This is a genomic window from Nonomuraea sp. NPDC001831 (assembly GCF_042892035.1).
Classification (GTDB): Bacteria; Actinomycetota; Actinomycetes; order Streptosporangiales; family Streptosporangiaceae; genus Nonomuraea.
On the sequence record NZ_JBIATU010000013.1, the window covers coordinates 92,168 to 105,870 of the forward strand.

Consider the following 13,703-nt stretch of genomic DNA (forward strand, 5'->3'; position numbering starts at 1 on the left):
ACCAAAGCGGAGGGGGTCAGATCGTGTTCGGACTGGGCATGTCGACGTCGGCGGCGCCGGGGGCCGATCCCGTGGGCGACGCCCGCGCGGCCGAGGAGCTGGGCTTCGACTTCGTCTCGGCCTCGGATCACCCGTGCGGCGTCGAGCCCACGTACGAGCTGTGGACGATGCTGACCTGGGTGGCCGCCGCCACCTCGCGGATCAAGGTGGCGACGCGGGTGCTGGGGGTGCCGTACCGGCCGCCCGCGATGGTCGCCAAGATGGCCGAGACGCTGCACCGGCTCTCCGGCGGCCGGCTGATCCTCGGCCTCGGCGGCGGCTACTCCGACGAGGAGTTCCGCGCGTTCGGGCTGGGGGTGCCCACGCCCCGCGAGAAGGTGGACGGCATGGTCGAGGCCGTTCACGTCATCCGCGGCCTGTGGTCGCAGTCGGACTTCAGCTACGAAGGCTCCCGCTACCGCACCGATCGGGCCACCATCGAGCCCAAGCCCCTCAGCCCCATCCCGATCTGGCTGGGCACGTACGGGCCGCGCGCCCTCGACGCCACCGGCCGGCTGGCGGACGGCTGGATCCCGTCCCTGGGGTTCGCGCCGCCGGAGCGGGCGGCGGCCATGCGCGACCGGATCCTGTCGGCCGGTCGCGCCGTCGAGTGCGTCTACAACGTCACCTTCCGGATCGGCGCCCCCGCAGAGATCGCCGGTGTGGGGGACGGCGTGGTCGCCGGTTCGGCGGCCGAGGTGACCGACCGCCTGGCGGCGTTCGTGGACCTGGGGTTCACGTCGATGAACTTCACGCCCCTCGGCCCCGGACCGCGCGCCCAGGCCGAACGCCTGGCCGAGGACGTCCTGCCCGCCCTGCGCGCGCGAGCCTCCTGACCGGCGAGCGGTCTGCCGGGTGACCGCCGCCTGGACCGACGGGCCGCCGCGCTGAGCCGGGGATCGCCGGTTGTCCACAGAACGCGGTTCGGCGCCGCGGCGGCCGGGGCGAGGCCGTCAGCCTGGACCCCGTGAACGCCGCACTCTCGTTGCTCGCCCGCGCCGAGCGCATCACCCGGTCCTGCCGGCAGGCCGTCGTCTGCCGGCAGACGGCCGCACACGTCTGGGGCCTGAGCGTGCTCTCCGTCCCCGAGGCCGACTGGCCGGTGGAGGTGATCGCCCCCGCTCACCTGGCGATCCCCGGCTGCGTCACGTACGTGGGCGAACCGCCCGCCGACGACGTCACCGGCCACCGGGGCGTCCGGCTCACCACCATGGCCCGCACGGCCCTCGACTGCGCCCGGTCGTTGCCGCGTCCTGAGGCGGTGGCGGCGCTCGACCAGTTCGCCCGGCGGGGCGTCGACATGGAGGCGCTGTGGCGTCGTCCGCTCAACTCCTGGCGGCTGCGCGACACGCTCAGCCTGGCCGACGCGGGCGCCGCCTCGCCCCGGGAGAGCTGGCTGCGGGTCGTCCTCGTCGACGGCGGCCTTCCCCGGCCCGCCACGCAGCTCGCCGTGCCCCTGGGCGGCGGCCGGCGCGCCTACCTCGACCTGGGATGGGAGCCCTACCAGGTCGGGGTCGAGTACGACGGCCGGGAGCACCACACCTCGCCGGCGGACCGGCGGCGTGACGCGGCCCGCCGCGAGGAGCTGCGGCGGCTGGGCTGGCGGGTGATCGCCGTACGCCGCGACGTCATCCCCGGCCAGATCGCCGGCCTGCTCCGGCACGTCGCCGACGCGTTGATCGAGCGCGGCTGGGAACCCGGCCCGGAGGGCACGGTCCGCGTCCTCCGCCAGATCAGGGCGGCCCGCCGCGGAACCGCTCGCCACCCCCGGCGCCGGCGGTTCTCGTGAGGGCGTCCCCGGCGGCTCGGAGCGCTTCGCCCGGGTCAGGCGATCGTGACCGGGAGCTCCTTGATGCCGTTGATGAAGTTCGAGCGCAGGCGGCGGGCCGGGCCGGCCTGGCGGATGCGCGGCCGGCGTCTGGCCAGCTGCTCGAACAGGACACGCAGTTCCAGCTTGGCGAGGTGGTTGCCGAGGCAGAAGTGCGCGCCGCCGCCGCCGAACCCGATGTGCGTGTTGGGGGTGCGTCCGATGTCGAAGACCTCCGGGTCCGGGAAGACGGAGGCGTCCCGGTTGGCGGAGGAGTAGAAGACCACGACCTTGTCGCCGTCCTTGACGGGCTGCCCGCCGAGCATCTGGTCCGCCATCGACGTGCGCCGGAACAGGTTGACCGGCGAGACCCACCGGACGATCTCGTCGGCCGCCGTCCTGGCCAGCGTGGGGTCGGCCACCAGGCGGTCCCACTGGTCGGGGTGGTCGAAGAGGGCGAGCATGCCGCCGGAGGCCGCGTTGCGGGTGGTCTCGTTGCCCGCGACGATCAGCAGCAGGACGAACAGGTCGAACTCGTCCTCGCCGAGGGTTTCGCCCTTGTCGTCGGGCTGGAGGAGCTTGGTGATGATGTCGTCCTTGGGGGCGGCCCTGCGCTGCGCCGCGAGCTCGTTGGCGTAGGCGTAGACCTCCATGGCGGCGCCGGAGCCCTCCTCGGGCGTGGCCGCGTAGTCGGGGTCCTGGGCGCCGATCATGCGGTTCGACCAGGAGAACAACTTGTCGCGGTCGGTCGCGGGAGCGCCGAGCAGCTCGCAGATCACGTACAGGGGGAGGGGAGCGGAGATCTCGGTGACGAAGTCCACCTCGCCCGAGCACTTGTCGAGCAGGTCGTCGCAGATGTCGCGGATGTGCTGTTCGAGGGCGCCGATCGTCCGGGGGGTGAAGCCGCGGTTGACCAGCGAACGCCGTCTGGTGTGCTCGGGCGGGTCCTGGTTGAGCATCATCAGCCGCTGGAGGGCGATCTGGTCCTCGGGCATCTCGTCGAAGAGGGCGAGCTTCTTGGCCGAGGAGAACAGGTCGGAGTGGCGGGACACGTGCACGACGTCCTCGTAGCGGGTGACCGCCCAGAACCCGGGCTCGCCCTCGTGCCAGTGCACGGGGGAGTTGGCGCGCAGCCAGGCGAGCTGTTCGTGGGGTGGGCCGGAAGTCGCGTAACGGTCCCTGTCGACGAGGTCGATATGCACGCGCGGTCACCTCTTGATCAAGCGCTTGGTTTATTCGTACTGAAACGTGTTCTATTACGCCACTGTACGCCCGTCAAGTAGCCCCACCCCACCACCATCTCCACCCCGCCCCGGGCGCCTGCTCCCGTCCCCCATAACCCGGCAGCAGACGAAACACCACGCCGCACAGCGCCGGCCGGTCGGGGGCGCGGCCTGGCCGGAGAGGGCGGCATGCCCGACGGCAGGTGGGGGCTGTGATCCTCCCTGAGGCCCATGACGATTGTCATGCGGGATTCAGACTCCGGGCTGATGTGCCGACCCGGCCTGGTTACCTAGCGTGTTGTTCCATGAACAGAGCCACACATCCCGTCTGGGCGGTGCTGATCACCGTGGCCGCCACGTTCGCGCAGGTCCTCGTCGGCACCATCCCGGTGACCCTGCTGCTGGCCTCCGGCCATCCCCTCTACCGGCCGCTCGGCATGATCGGCGTCACGCTGGCCGCGCTCGCGCTGGTCTACCTGGTCCGGCGTTTCCTCGGCGGGCAGTCCTGGGCCGGGGTGGGCATGGAACGATCCCGGCGGGCCGTGCCGCAGCTGCTGCTGGGGGTCGTGGCGGGCGCGGTCCCGACGGTGGCCGCCATCCTGTTGTCGCTGGCGTTCGGCGTGACGTCCTTGGCGCCGGGAGAGACGATCCTCGGCGAGCTGGGCCTGGTGTCGTACGGCATCGCGTTCGCCCTGCTCAGCCAGGCGTTTCCGGAGGAGTTACTGTGGCGGGGGCACCTGTTCGACACGTTGTCGGCACGGTTGTCGCCGAGAGCCGTGCTGATCGTGGTGTCGGTGGGGTTCGGCGCGCTGCACATCCTCTCCAACAGCTCGGCCGATACGCCGGCCGAACGGCTGCTCTACGTGGTGCAGGCCGTCGCGCTCGGCTTCGCGTGCGCGGCGGCGCGGGCGCGCACGGGGGCGTTGTGGATGGCCGTCGGCGTGCACCTCGGCCTGCACCTCGGCAACCTGCTATTCCCGACGGAGGCCGTCCACTACGGCGTGCAACTCGTCATCCTGACCTGCACGCTCACCGTCAGCGGGCTGATACTGCTCCGGTACGGCAAGGGAGCGCGAGAGCAGGCGGCATGCCACCCTGGGCCCACCGCTTACGAGCCGGGCCGCTGAAGTTCTTCCGCTCACCCAGCCGACAGCCGGCTCACCTACGGGTGCATCTCGTCCGACGACCACGGCACGCATCAGACCCCGCCCGGCCGGACGTGGCTGACCGCCTATCCCCCGTCTCCACGTGCACCGCCCGCCGACCAGCGTCTCTTGGCTCACCCGGTCGGACGCTGGTGGACGTTCATGCCCGCGGCACCGCTGGAGTCGCCCTGGATCCAGGCGTCTGAGGGCGAGGCGGTTAGGGGCTGCGGATGGGGGCGAGGGGTGGGAGGTACCTCCGATGTTTATGGAGGTTGGGGCGGATCGACGAAAGAGGGGAATCTTCGGAGCTATGGGGGCTGGTGAGGGTGGTTGGGTGGGGTTCGAGGTGTCGTCTCTGGGTTACGGATCGGATGTATCCCGTTGCACGCCCTTGACATGCGCCGCCCTGTCGCAGCAGCATCGGAGGCACAGACATCCGATGAATGAGTGAAGGGTGCGGTGTGAAGCTGCTGCGAGTGGGACCTGTCGGACAGGAGCGGCCGGTGGTGATGGACGCCTCCGGCACCCTGCGCGACATCGGGGAGCCCGAGATCGACGGGGCTTTTCTCGCCTCCGGGGGAGTGGCGCGCGTGCGTGACGCGCTGGAGCGCGGCGACCTGCCCGTCGTGGACGCCGCGGGGCTGCGGGTGGGCGCGCCCATCGCCCGCCCTGGCAAGGTGGTCTGCATCGGGCTGAACTACCGCGACCACGCCGCCGAGTCCGGCGCGGAGCCGCCCGCCGAGCCCGTGGTGTTCATGAAGGCCGCCAACACCGTGATCGGCCCGTACGACGAGGTGCTGGTGCCGCGTGGCAGTGTGAAGACCGACTGGGAGGTGGAGCTGGCGGTCGTGATCGGCCGGCGGGCCCGCTACCTCGACAGCCGGGACGAGGCCCTCGACGTGATCGCCGGGTACGCGATCTCCAACGACGTCTCCGAGCGGGAGTTCCAGCTGGAGCGCGGCGGCCAGTGGGACAAGGGCAAGTCGTGCGAGACGTTCAACCCGCTGGGGCCCTGGCTGGTGACGGCCGACGAGGTCGGCGACCCGCAGAGCCTGGGGCTGCGCCTCTGGGTGAACGGCGAGCCGCGCCAGGACGGCGGCACCAAGGACATGATCTTCGACGTGGCCGAGATCGTGCGGTACCTGAGCCGGTTCATGGTGCTCGAACCCGGCGACGTGATCAACACCGGCACCCCGGCCGGGGTCGCGATGGGCATGCCCGGCCAGCCGTACCTGCGGGCGGGCGACGTGATGGAGCTGGAGATCGACGGGCTCGGCCGCCAGTGGCAGACGGTGGGGCAGGCCTGATGGCGTACAGGATCGTCGCGATGGAGACGCACGACGTGCGTTTCCCCACGTCGCGGGAGCTGGACGGCTCGGACGCGATGAACCCCGACCCCGACTACTCCGCCGCCTACGTGGTGCTGAAGACCGACGACGGGGTCGAGGGGCACGGGTTCGCGTTCACCATCGGACGCGGCAACGACGTGCAGACCGGAGCGATCCGGGCGCTTGAGCCCCATGTGCTCGGCCGGGACGTCGAAGACCTCGGCGCGCTGTACAAGGAGCTGGTCAACGACTCGCAGCTGCGCTGGCTGGGCCCGGAGAAGGGCGTCATGCACATGGCGATCTCCGCCGTGGTCAACGCCCTGTGGGACCTGAAGGCCAGGCGGGCGGGCAAGCCGGTGTGGCGGCTGTTGTCGGAGATGTCGCCCGAGGAGATCGTCGGGCTGATCGACTTCCGCTACCTGAGCGACGCGCTCACCCAGGACGAAGCCCTCCAGATCCTGAAAAATGCGGAAGAGGGGAAGGAAGAGCGGATCCAGCGGCTCATCGAGACCGGCTACCCCGCCTACACCACCTCCCCCGGCTGGCTCGGCTACGACGACGACAAGCTGCGACGCCTCTGCAAGGAGGCCCTCGACCAGGGCTTCGGCCAGATCAAGCTCAAGGTGGGCGCCGACCTCGACGACGACCTGCGGCGCTTCCGCGTGGCCCGCGAGGTCTGCGGCCCCGACTACCCGATCGCGATCGACGCCAACCAGCGCTGGGACGTCGCCTCGGCCATCGAGTGGGTCGGCGCGCTGAGCCCGTACCGGCCGCACTGGGTGGAGGAGCCGACCAGCCCCGACGACGTGCTCGGCCACGCCGCCATCGCCGAGGGCATCAGGCCGGTCCCGGTCGCCACCGGCGAGCACGTCCAGAACCGCATCGTCTTCAAGCAGCTGCTCCAGGCCGGCGCGATCTCCTACCTGCAGATCGACGCGGCCAGGGTCGGCGGGGTCAACGAGAACCTGGCGATCCTGCTGCTCGCGGCCAAGTTCGGCGTGCCGGTCTGCCCGCACGCGGGCGGCGTCGGGCTGTGCGAGCTGGTGCAGCACCTGTCGATGTTCGACTACGTGGCGATCACCGGCACGATGGACGGCCGCGTGATCGAGTACGTCGACCACCTCCACGAGCACTTCGTGCACCCGGTCGTCATCGTCAACGGCCGCTACACCGCCCCGACGGCCCCCGGCTTCAGCGCCGAGATGCACGCGGCGTCGATCGCCGCCCACACCTTCCCCGACGGCCAGGTATGGAGGGCCACGTCATGACGCTCAAGGCCATCGTGACCGGCGGCGGTTCAGGCATCGGCCTGGCCACGGCCACCCTGCTCGCGGCGCGCGGCATGCAGGTCGCCTGCCTCGACCTCGCCCCGCCCGGCGACCCCTTCGTGGGCATCAGGGCGGACGTGGCCGACGACGCGTCCGTGCGCGCGGCGGTGGCCGAGGCCGCGGAACGGCTCGGCGGCATCGACATCGTGATCAACAACGCGGGCGTCGGCGCCCAGGGCACCGTCGAGGACAATCCGGACGAGGAATGGCGGAAGGTCTTCGAGGTCAACGTGTTCGGCATCGTCCGGGTGAGCCGGGCGGCGCTGCCGTACCTGCGCAGGTCGGAGCACCCGGCCATCGTCAACACCTGCTCGATCGCGGCCACCGCGGGGCTGCCGAACCGGGCGCTCTACAGCGCGACCAAGGGCGCGGTGTTGTCGCTGACCCTCGCCATGGCCGCCGACCACGTCCGCGAGGGCATCCGCGTCAACTGCGTCAACCCGGGCACCGCCGACACCCCGTGGGTGGGGCGGCTGCTCGACTCGGCCGACGATCCGCAGGCCGAACGAGCGGCGCTGAACGCCAGGCAGCCCATGGGCCGCCTGGTCAGCGCCGAGGAGGTCGCCGCCGCGATCGCCTATCTCGCAGGTCCCGAGGCCGCCGCGACCACCGGCACCGCGCTCGCGGTCGACGGCGGCATGCAGGGGCTACGGCTCCGGCCAACCCAATAAGGAAGGTAACCCCCCATGAAGATCGGTCCGGTGGTCGCGAGCGCGGCCCTGCTGGCGGTCGTCGCCGCCTGCGGTTCCAGCGGCACGAGCGGCACGAGCGGCTCCACGGCGGAAGGGGGAGGCGGCGGCAAGGTGGGCATCGACCACCCGCGCGCCGACTCCGACTTCTGGAACTCCTACATGAAGTACGTCCCGCAGATGGCGACCGAGCTCAAGGCCGACCTGATGCCCGCCACCAACTCCCAGAACGACGTCTCCAAGCTGGTCAACAACGTGCAGGCGCTGGTCGGCCAGGGCGCCAAGGCGATCGTCATGGCCCCCCAGGACACCGGCGCCATCGCCAACACGCTCCAGCAGCTGGAGAACAAGAAGATCCCCGTGGTCACCGTGGACACCCGGCCCGACAAGGGCAAGGTCTACATGGTCGTCCGCGCCGACAACCGCGCGTACGGCACCAAGGCGTGCGAGTTCCTCGGCGAGAAGCTCGGCGGCAAGGGCAAGGTCGTGCAGCTTGAGGGCGCGCTCAGCTCGATCAACGGCCGCGACCGGTCCGAGGCGTTCAACGAGTGCATGAAGAGCAAGTTCCCCGGCATCACGGTGTTCAGCGAGCCGACCGAGTGGGAGGGCAGCAAGGCGGCGTCCATGCTCCAGACCCGCCTGGAGCAGAACCCGGACATCAAGGGCATCTATATGCATGCCGGCGGCGTGCACCTGGCCCCGACGCTGCAGGTGCTCAAGCAGAAGAACCTGCTGGTCCCGCCGACCGACCCCAAGCACGTCTTCGTGGTCTCCAACGACGGCATCCCGCAGGAGTTCGAGGAGATCCGCAAGGGCAACATCGACGCCACGGTGTCGCAGCCGGCCGACCTCTACGCCCGGTACGCGATCTTCTACGCCAAGGCGGCGGTCGACGGCAAGACGTTCCAGCCGGGCCCGACCGACCACGGCAGCAACATCATCCAACTGCCCAACGGCCTCGAGGACCAGCTCCCGGCGCCGCTGGTGACGAAGGACAACGTGGACGACCAGAACCTCTGGGGTAACCAGGTCAAGTGATGAAATATCACGTTGAAGCCCGAAATGTCGTCAAGCGTTTCGGCCCGACCACCGCGCTGAACGGCGCGGAGATCGCCATCGACGAGGGCCAGACCCACGCCCTCGTCGGCCGGAACGGCGCGGGGAAGTCCACCCTCGTGTCGATCCTCACCGGGCTCCAGCGGCCGGACGAGGGCGAGGTGCTGTTCTCGGGCGAGGCGGCGCCCGCCCTGGCCGACCGCGACGCCTGGCGGCAGCGCGTCGCCTGCGTGTACCAGAAGTCCACGATCATCCCGGCGCTGACGGTCGCGGAGAACCTGTTCCTCAACCGCCAGACCGGCCGCGGCCGGATGATCAACTGGCGGGCGCTGCGGGCCAAGGCGCGCGAGCTGCTGGACACCTACGAGGTGGACGTCGACCCGCAGGCGCTGGCCGGCGAGCTGGGCGTCGAGCAGCGGCAGCTCGTGGAGATCGCGCGGGCGCTGTCGTTCGGCGCCCGGTTCATCATTCTCGACGAGCCCACCGCCAGGCTCGACGGCCCGGCCATCGAGCGGCTGTTCACCCGTATGCGCTCGCTGCGCGAGCAGGGCGTCACGATGATGTACATCTCCCACCACCTGGACGAGGTGTACGAGATCTGCCAGAGCGTCACGGTCTTCCGCGACGCCCGGCACATCGTGACCCGGCCGGTCGCCGGCTTCCCCCAGGATGAACTGGTCGACGCGATGACCGGCGAGGCCACGGCCGCCTACGAGTCCCGGCAGCGCACGCCGGGCGAGGCGGTCGTGTTGTCCGGCGCGGGCCTGTCGCTGACCGGCCGCTACCAGGACGTGCACATCTCGGTCAGGTCCGGCGAGGTCGTGGGCCTGGCGGGCTCGGCGAGCAGCGGCAAGGTCGGCCTGGCCGAGACCCTGGTCGGGCTGCGCAAGCCGGACACGGGCGTGGTCACGATCGACGGCACCCGGGTCAGGCCGGGCGACGTGCCCGCCGCCATGCGCGCCGGGCTCGGGTTCGTGCCCGAGGACCGGCACCACGAGGGTTTCGTGCCGATGTTGTCGGTGGGGGAGAACGCGACCCTGCCGATCGCCCACAAACTGGGCGCCTACGGCATCGTCTCGCCCGCGCGGCGCCGGGCCAGGGCCGTCCAGATGATCGAGAGCCTGGACATCAAGACCGAGGGGCCCGACCAGCCCGTCGGAGACCTGTCCGGCGGGAACGCGCAGAAGGTCGTGTTCGCGCGGGCGCTCGTGGACGACCCGAGGGCGCTGGTCGTGATCAACCCGACCGCGGGCGTCGACGTCAAGGCCAAGCAGGCCCTGCTCGGCGCGGTCGAGGACGCGGTCGGCCGGGGCGCGGGAGCCGTCGTGGTCTCCGACGAGCTCGACGACCTGCGCATCTGCGACCGGGTGCTGGTGATGTTCCACGGCAGGGTCGTCAAGGACGTGCCGCGTGGCTGGACCGACCACGAGCTCGTGGCCGTGATGGAAGGCATACAAGAGTGACCACTTTGACTGCTCCGGCCCCCCGGCTGAGGCTGGCCAGGTTCCGCGACCTGACCCTGGTGCCGGTGATCCTGCTCCTGCTCGTCGTGGGCGCGTTCCTCGACCCGACCTTCCTGACGGCGGGCAACCTGACGAACGTCCTGCAGCAGCAGGCGGCGATCTCGCTGCTCGTGCTGGCCGAGGCGATGATCCTGATCGCCGGGAAGTTCGACCTGTCGCTGGAGTCGACGGTCGGCACCGCGCCCGGCATCGCCGTGATGCTGGCCGTCCCGGCCTCGGCGGGCGGGTTCGGCCTCGGGCTGCCCGGCTGGCTGGTGATCCCGCTGGCCCTGCTCGTGGGCGCGGCCATCGGCGCGTTCAACGGGTTCCTGATCATCAGGTTCCAGCTGTCGGCGTTCATCGTCACGCTGGCCATGCTGATCATCGTGGACGGCCTCCAGCAGGGGCTCACCCAGGGCAAGACGCTGTTCCAGCTCCCCGACTCGATGCTCTACCTCGGCAGCGCCACCTGGCTCGGCCTGCCCGCCGCCATCTGGATCGCCGCGGTGCTGTTCGCCGCCGGCGTCTTCGGCCTGACCTACCTCCGGCTCGGCCGCTCCCTGTACGCCATCGGCGGCAACGCCGACGCCGCCCGCGCCGCCGGCATCCGGGTGGACCGCGTGCTGTTCGGCGTGTTCGTGCTCGGCGGGATCCTGGCCGCCACGGCCGGCATCCTGGAGACCGGGCGTCTCGGGGCGATCGGCAACGAGATGGGCGACGGCTGGATCTTCATGGTCTTCGCCGCGGCCGTCATCGGCGGCGTCAGCATGGACGGCGGCAAGGGCACCGTCCTCGGCGCGCTGACCGGTGTGCTGGTGATCGGCCTGGTCCAGAACATCCTCACCCTCATCGGGGTCTCCGGCTTCTGGCAGCCGGTCATCTACGGTGGCATCATTCTCATCGCACTGATCATCAGCAGGATCGCCGGCGGAAAGGCGCAGGACTGATGGAACGCCTCGCCCTGCGCACCAGGCTCCGGCCCGGATGTGAGGAGATCTACGACCGGGAGCACGCCACGATCCCGGCCGCCCTGGAGGCCGCCATGCGCGCCCACGGCGTGATCTCGTGGCGCATCTTCCGCGACGGCCTTGACCTGTTCCACTTCGTGGAGGTCGAGGACTACGCCGCGCTGCAGGCCGCGCTCAAGGACGACCCCGCCGACCAGGCCTGGCAGCGCCAGATGAACCGCCTGCTCGACGGCGACTTCGACAAGTCGGCGGGCGGCCTGCGCCAGGTCTGGGAGCTGACGTGATCGACCTGCCCCGCGTCGGCCTCGGCGGCGCCCCGCTCGGCAACCTCTACCAGGCGGTCTCCGGCGAGCAGGCGCGGGCCACGGTCGACGCGGCCTGGGACAGCGGCGTGCGCCTGTTCGACACCGCGCCCCACTACGGGCTGGGGCTGTCCGAGCGCCGCCTGGGCGCCGCGCTCGCGGAGCGGTCGGGTTACGTCCTGTCCACGAAGGTGGGCCGGCTGGTGGTGCCCGCGCAGGTGCGCGACGACGACGAGATGTTCGACGTCCCGGTCGGGCTGGGCCGTGAATGGGACTTCTCGGCCGACGGCGTGCGCGACTCCCTGGAGGACTCCCTGGCCCGGCTCGGCCTGCCGGAGATCGACATCGCGCTCATCCACGACCCCGACGACCACCTGGAGCAGGCGCTGGCCGAGGCGTACCCGGCGCTGGCCGAGCTGCGGGAGCAGGGCGTGGTCAAGGCGATCGGCGTCGGGATGAACCAGTGGCAGGCGCCGCTGCGCTTCGTCCGGGAGACCGGCATCGACGTCGTCATGCTCGCCGGGCGCTACACGCTGCTCGACCAGTCGGGGCTGCCGTTGCTGGACGAATGCGCCGAACGCGGCGTCCGGGTGCTGGCCGCCGGGGTGTTCAACAGCGGCCTCCTGGCCACGGCGGCCCCGTCCGGCACCTTCGACTACGCACCCGCGCCGGCGCACTTGCTGGACCGGGCCGCCCGGATCGCCGGCGTCTGCGAGCGCCACGGCGTCTCCCTGCCGCAGGCGGCCATGGCCTTCCCGCTGCGCCATCCGGCGGTCGCCTCGATCGTGCTGGGCGCCCGCGCGCCCGAGGAGGTCGTGGCCAACGCCGCGCTGTGGTCCCGCCCGGTCCCCGAGGAGCTGTGGCTGGAGCTGGCCGGCGAGGGCCTGCTGGGCTGACCGCGGCCGGGCCTCCGCCCGGCCGCCGTCCTCGTTCGGTGCACCTCGTTCAGTGCACCTGGTTCAGTGCACCTGTACGGACGCGCCGAAGGCCAGCGCCACGTCCCACACCCGGGAGAAGACGATCACCCGGCCGCCGTCCAGCCCGCCGCAGGGGACCGGCTTGCTGATGGCCGACGTGATGCCCTGCGCTGCGACGTCGTCGAACCAGTTGGTGTAGGAGTAGACCGGGCCGCCGCTGTCGCCGTGGGCCACGGCGCAGCCGCCGACGACGCTCTTGGCCCTGACCATGTGCTTGACGTACTGCCCGTTCGTGTACGTGCCGCTCCACCCGGTCTCGGTCACCTTGATCAGGCAGTACTCGCCCAGCGACGCCCCCGAGTTGCAGACGAAGTTGCCGACGTACGCCTTCCACAAGGCGACCACCCGGTTGCTGGTCGAGGCCGCCGGACCGCCGTCGAAGACGTCGGCCGTGGCGTCGGCCAGGACGATCGCGGCGTCCCGCTTGGGCAGCCGCCACTGCAGATCGCCCATGCGGTTCGCCGGGCTGCCCGAGCCGCCGCCGTCGTAGAAGGAGTCCCAGAACTCGCCGCAGTGGGCTGCGGTCAGGAAGCCGGGATTGCCGTTCTTGTCGTAGACGGCGAACCCCGAGCTGCAGCCGGAGCCGGTCCTGGCGTTCCAGGTCCGGCCGCCCGCGTAGTAGCTCGGGACGTCGTCCTGCCTGCTGTAGGCCGGGTCGAAGCGCTCGCCGCGCTCCAGCGTGATCGGCGCGGTGGCGCCGCCGGGCCGCTGGAGCTGGTCGGGGGCGGTGTCCTCGTCCGGGACCGAGAGCCGCACGCCGCTCCCGTCGGCCTGCGGGGCGGCGCCCGTGACCTGCCCGGACTCGCTCCACTTGTCGGCCTCGGCGAGGAGGTCGGCGTAGGAGAAGGCGGACGGGAGCACGGAGACCGGGGCGGTCAGCCGGCCCTCGTCGACCACGGCCCGCACGGGCGCGGGCACCTGGCCCTTCCAGTACAGGCGGACCTCATGGTTCTCGGGTGCGACGACCACGCCGCCGTACCCGTCGGAGGTCTCGGCCACGGCCGTGACGCGGTCGGCGACGGCGTTCAGCCGGGTCTGCTCGGCGAAGAGCGCGTCCCAGCTCGCGAAGCCGCCGGGGACCTGGCCGCGCGGGCCGGTCGAGTCCCTGGCCGGTGGCTTGCCCCCGGTGTCGGCGGACTGCCGGGTGAGGTCGGGGCCGGAGGCGGCGACCGCCGAGGCGGCTCCGGCGCCCAGGAAGGGCACGACGGCGCACGCCAAGATCAGCACCGTACGGCGTAAGCGGATGTTCTGCATGGATCCCCCCATGTCTGGATGAGGGGCCATCACAGCAGGCGATCCGGCACGCCTTCCGCGTCCAAGTACCGCCCCGCGCTGTGCT

The 13,703-nt window shown here is 71.3% G+C and carries 13 protein-coding genes; 11 read left to right on the top strand and 2 right to left on the bottom strand.

Annotation, left to right across the window (positions count from 1 at the left end):
* Positions 1-23 precede the first annotated feature (23 nt).
* Both ACFYYW_RS34340 and ACFYYW_RS34345 read left to right on the top strand, forming a co-directional pair.
* Positions 24-875: an LLM class flavin-dependent oxidoreductase gene (locus ACFYYW_RS34340; protein ID WP_387655046.1), complete on the top strand. Its 852-nt coding sequence runs from the start codon at positions 24-26 to the stop codon at positions 873-875.
* Between the two features lie 131 nt (positions 876-1,006).
* Positions 1,007-1,828 (top strand): hypothetical protein, encoded by an 822-nt coding sequence (locus ACFYYW_RS34345; protein ID WP_387655049.1) that lies wholly within the window; start codon positions 1,007-1,009, stop codon positions 1,826-1,828.
* A gap of 35 nt (positions 1,829-1,863) precedes the next feature.
* On the opposite strand, the gene ACFYYW_RS34350 is transcribed toward ACFYYW_RS34345, so the two are convergent.
* A complete protein-coding gene (locus ACFYYW_RS34350) occupies positions 1,864-3,048 on the bottom strand; it encodes a cytochrome P450 (protein ID WP_352324022.1) in 1,185 nt (394 codons plus the stop codon).
* A 326-nt stretch (positions 3,049-3,374) separates the two neighbouring features.
* On the opposite strand from ACFYYW_RS34350, the gene ACFYYW_RS34355 reads away from it, so the two are divergent.
* The 9 genes from ACFYYW_RS34355 to ACFYYW_RS34395 all read left to right on the top strand — a co-directional run bounded on the left by ACFYYW_RS34355 (position 3,375) and on the right by ACFYYW_RS34395 (position 12,283).
* The gene (locus ACFYYW_RS34355) at positions 3,375-4,196 is read left to right on the top strand and encodes a CPBP family intramembrane glutamic endopeptidase (RefSeq protein ID WP_387655053.1); all 822 of its coding nucleotides are present in this window, start codon (positions 3,375-3,377) and stop codon (positions 4,194-4,196) included.
* 479 nt (positions 4,197-4,675) lie between these two features.
* Positions 4,676-5,521: a fumarylacetoacetate hydrolase family protein gene (locus tag ACFYYW_RS34360; protein WP_387655055.1), complete on the top strand. Its 846-nt coding sequence runs from the start codon at positions 4,676-4,678 to the stop codon at positions 5,519-5,521.
* Positions 5,521-6,810 carry an L-fuconate dehydratase gene (locus ACFYYW_RS34365; RefSeq protein ID WP_387655058.1) on the top strand — a complete coding sequence of 430 codons (1,290 nt, stop codon included), beginning with the start codon at positions 5,521-5,523 and terminating at the stop codon, positions 6,808-6,810. The genes ACFYYW_RS34360 and ACFYYW_RS34365 overlap by 1 nt, the downstream gene beginning before the upstream one ends.
* Entirely contained in the window at positions 6,807-7,541 is a 735-nt protein-coding gene (locus tag ACFYYW_RS34370; RefSeq protein WP_387655061.1) for an SDR family NAD(P)-dependent oxidoreductase, read from the top strand. The genes ACFYYW_RS34365 and ACFYYW_RS34370 overlap by 4 nt, the downstream gene beginning before the upstream one ends.
* A 15-nt stretch (positions 7,542-7,556) precedes the next feature.
* Positions 7,557-8,597 (top strand): sugar ABC transporter substrate-binding protein, encoded by a 1,041-nt coding sequence (locus tag ACFYYW_RS34375; RefSeq protein WP_387655064.1) that lies wholly within the window; start codon positions 7,557-7,559, stop codon positions 8,595-8,597.
* A complete protein-coding gene (locus ACFYYW_RS34380) occupies positions 8,597-10,078 on the top strand; it encodes a sugar ABC transporter ATP-binding protein (RefSeq protein ID WP_387655067.1) in 1,482 nt (493 codons plus the stop codon). Before ACFYYW_RS34375 ends, ACFYYW_RS34380 begins: the two co-directional genes overlap by 1 nt.
* Positions 10,075-11,064: an ABC transporter permease gene (locus tag ACFYYW_RS34385; RefSeq protein ID WP_352324030.1), complete on the top strand. Its 990-nt coding sequence runs from the start codon at positions 10,075-10,077 to the stop codon at positions 11,062-11,064. The genes ACFYYW_RS34380 and ACFYYW_RS34385 overlap by 4 nt, the downstream gene beginning before the upstream one ends.
* On the top strand, positions 11,064-11,369 hold the full coding sequence (locus ACFYYW_RS34390) for an L-rhamnose mutarotase (RefSeq protein ID WP_352324031.1): 306 nt from the start codon (positions 11,064-11,066) through the stop codon (positions 11,367-11,369). Before ACFYYW_RS34385 ends, ACFYYW_RS34390 begins: the two co-directional genes overlap by 1 nt.
* Entirely contained in the window at positions 11,366-12,283 is a 918-nt protein-coding gene (locus ACFYYW_RS34395) for an aldo/keto reductase (RefSeq protein ID WP_364416360.1), read from the top strand. The genes ACFYYW_RS34390 and ACFYYW_RS34395 overlap by 4 nt, the downstream gene beginning before the upstream one ends.
* 63 nt (positions 12,284-12,346) lie before the next feature.
* Here ACFYYW_RS34395 and ACFYYW_RS34400 read toward each other — a convergent pair whose 3' ends face one another.
* Positions 12,347-13,618 carry a S1 family peptidase gene (locus ACFYYW_RS34400; protein ID WP_387655072.1) on the bottom strand — a complete coding sequence of 424 codons (1,272 nt, stop codon included), beginning with the start codon at positions 13,616-13,618 and terminating at the stop codon, positions 12,347-12,349.
* Between the last annotated feature and the right edge of the window lie 85 nt (positions 13,619-13,703).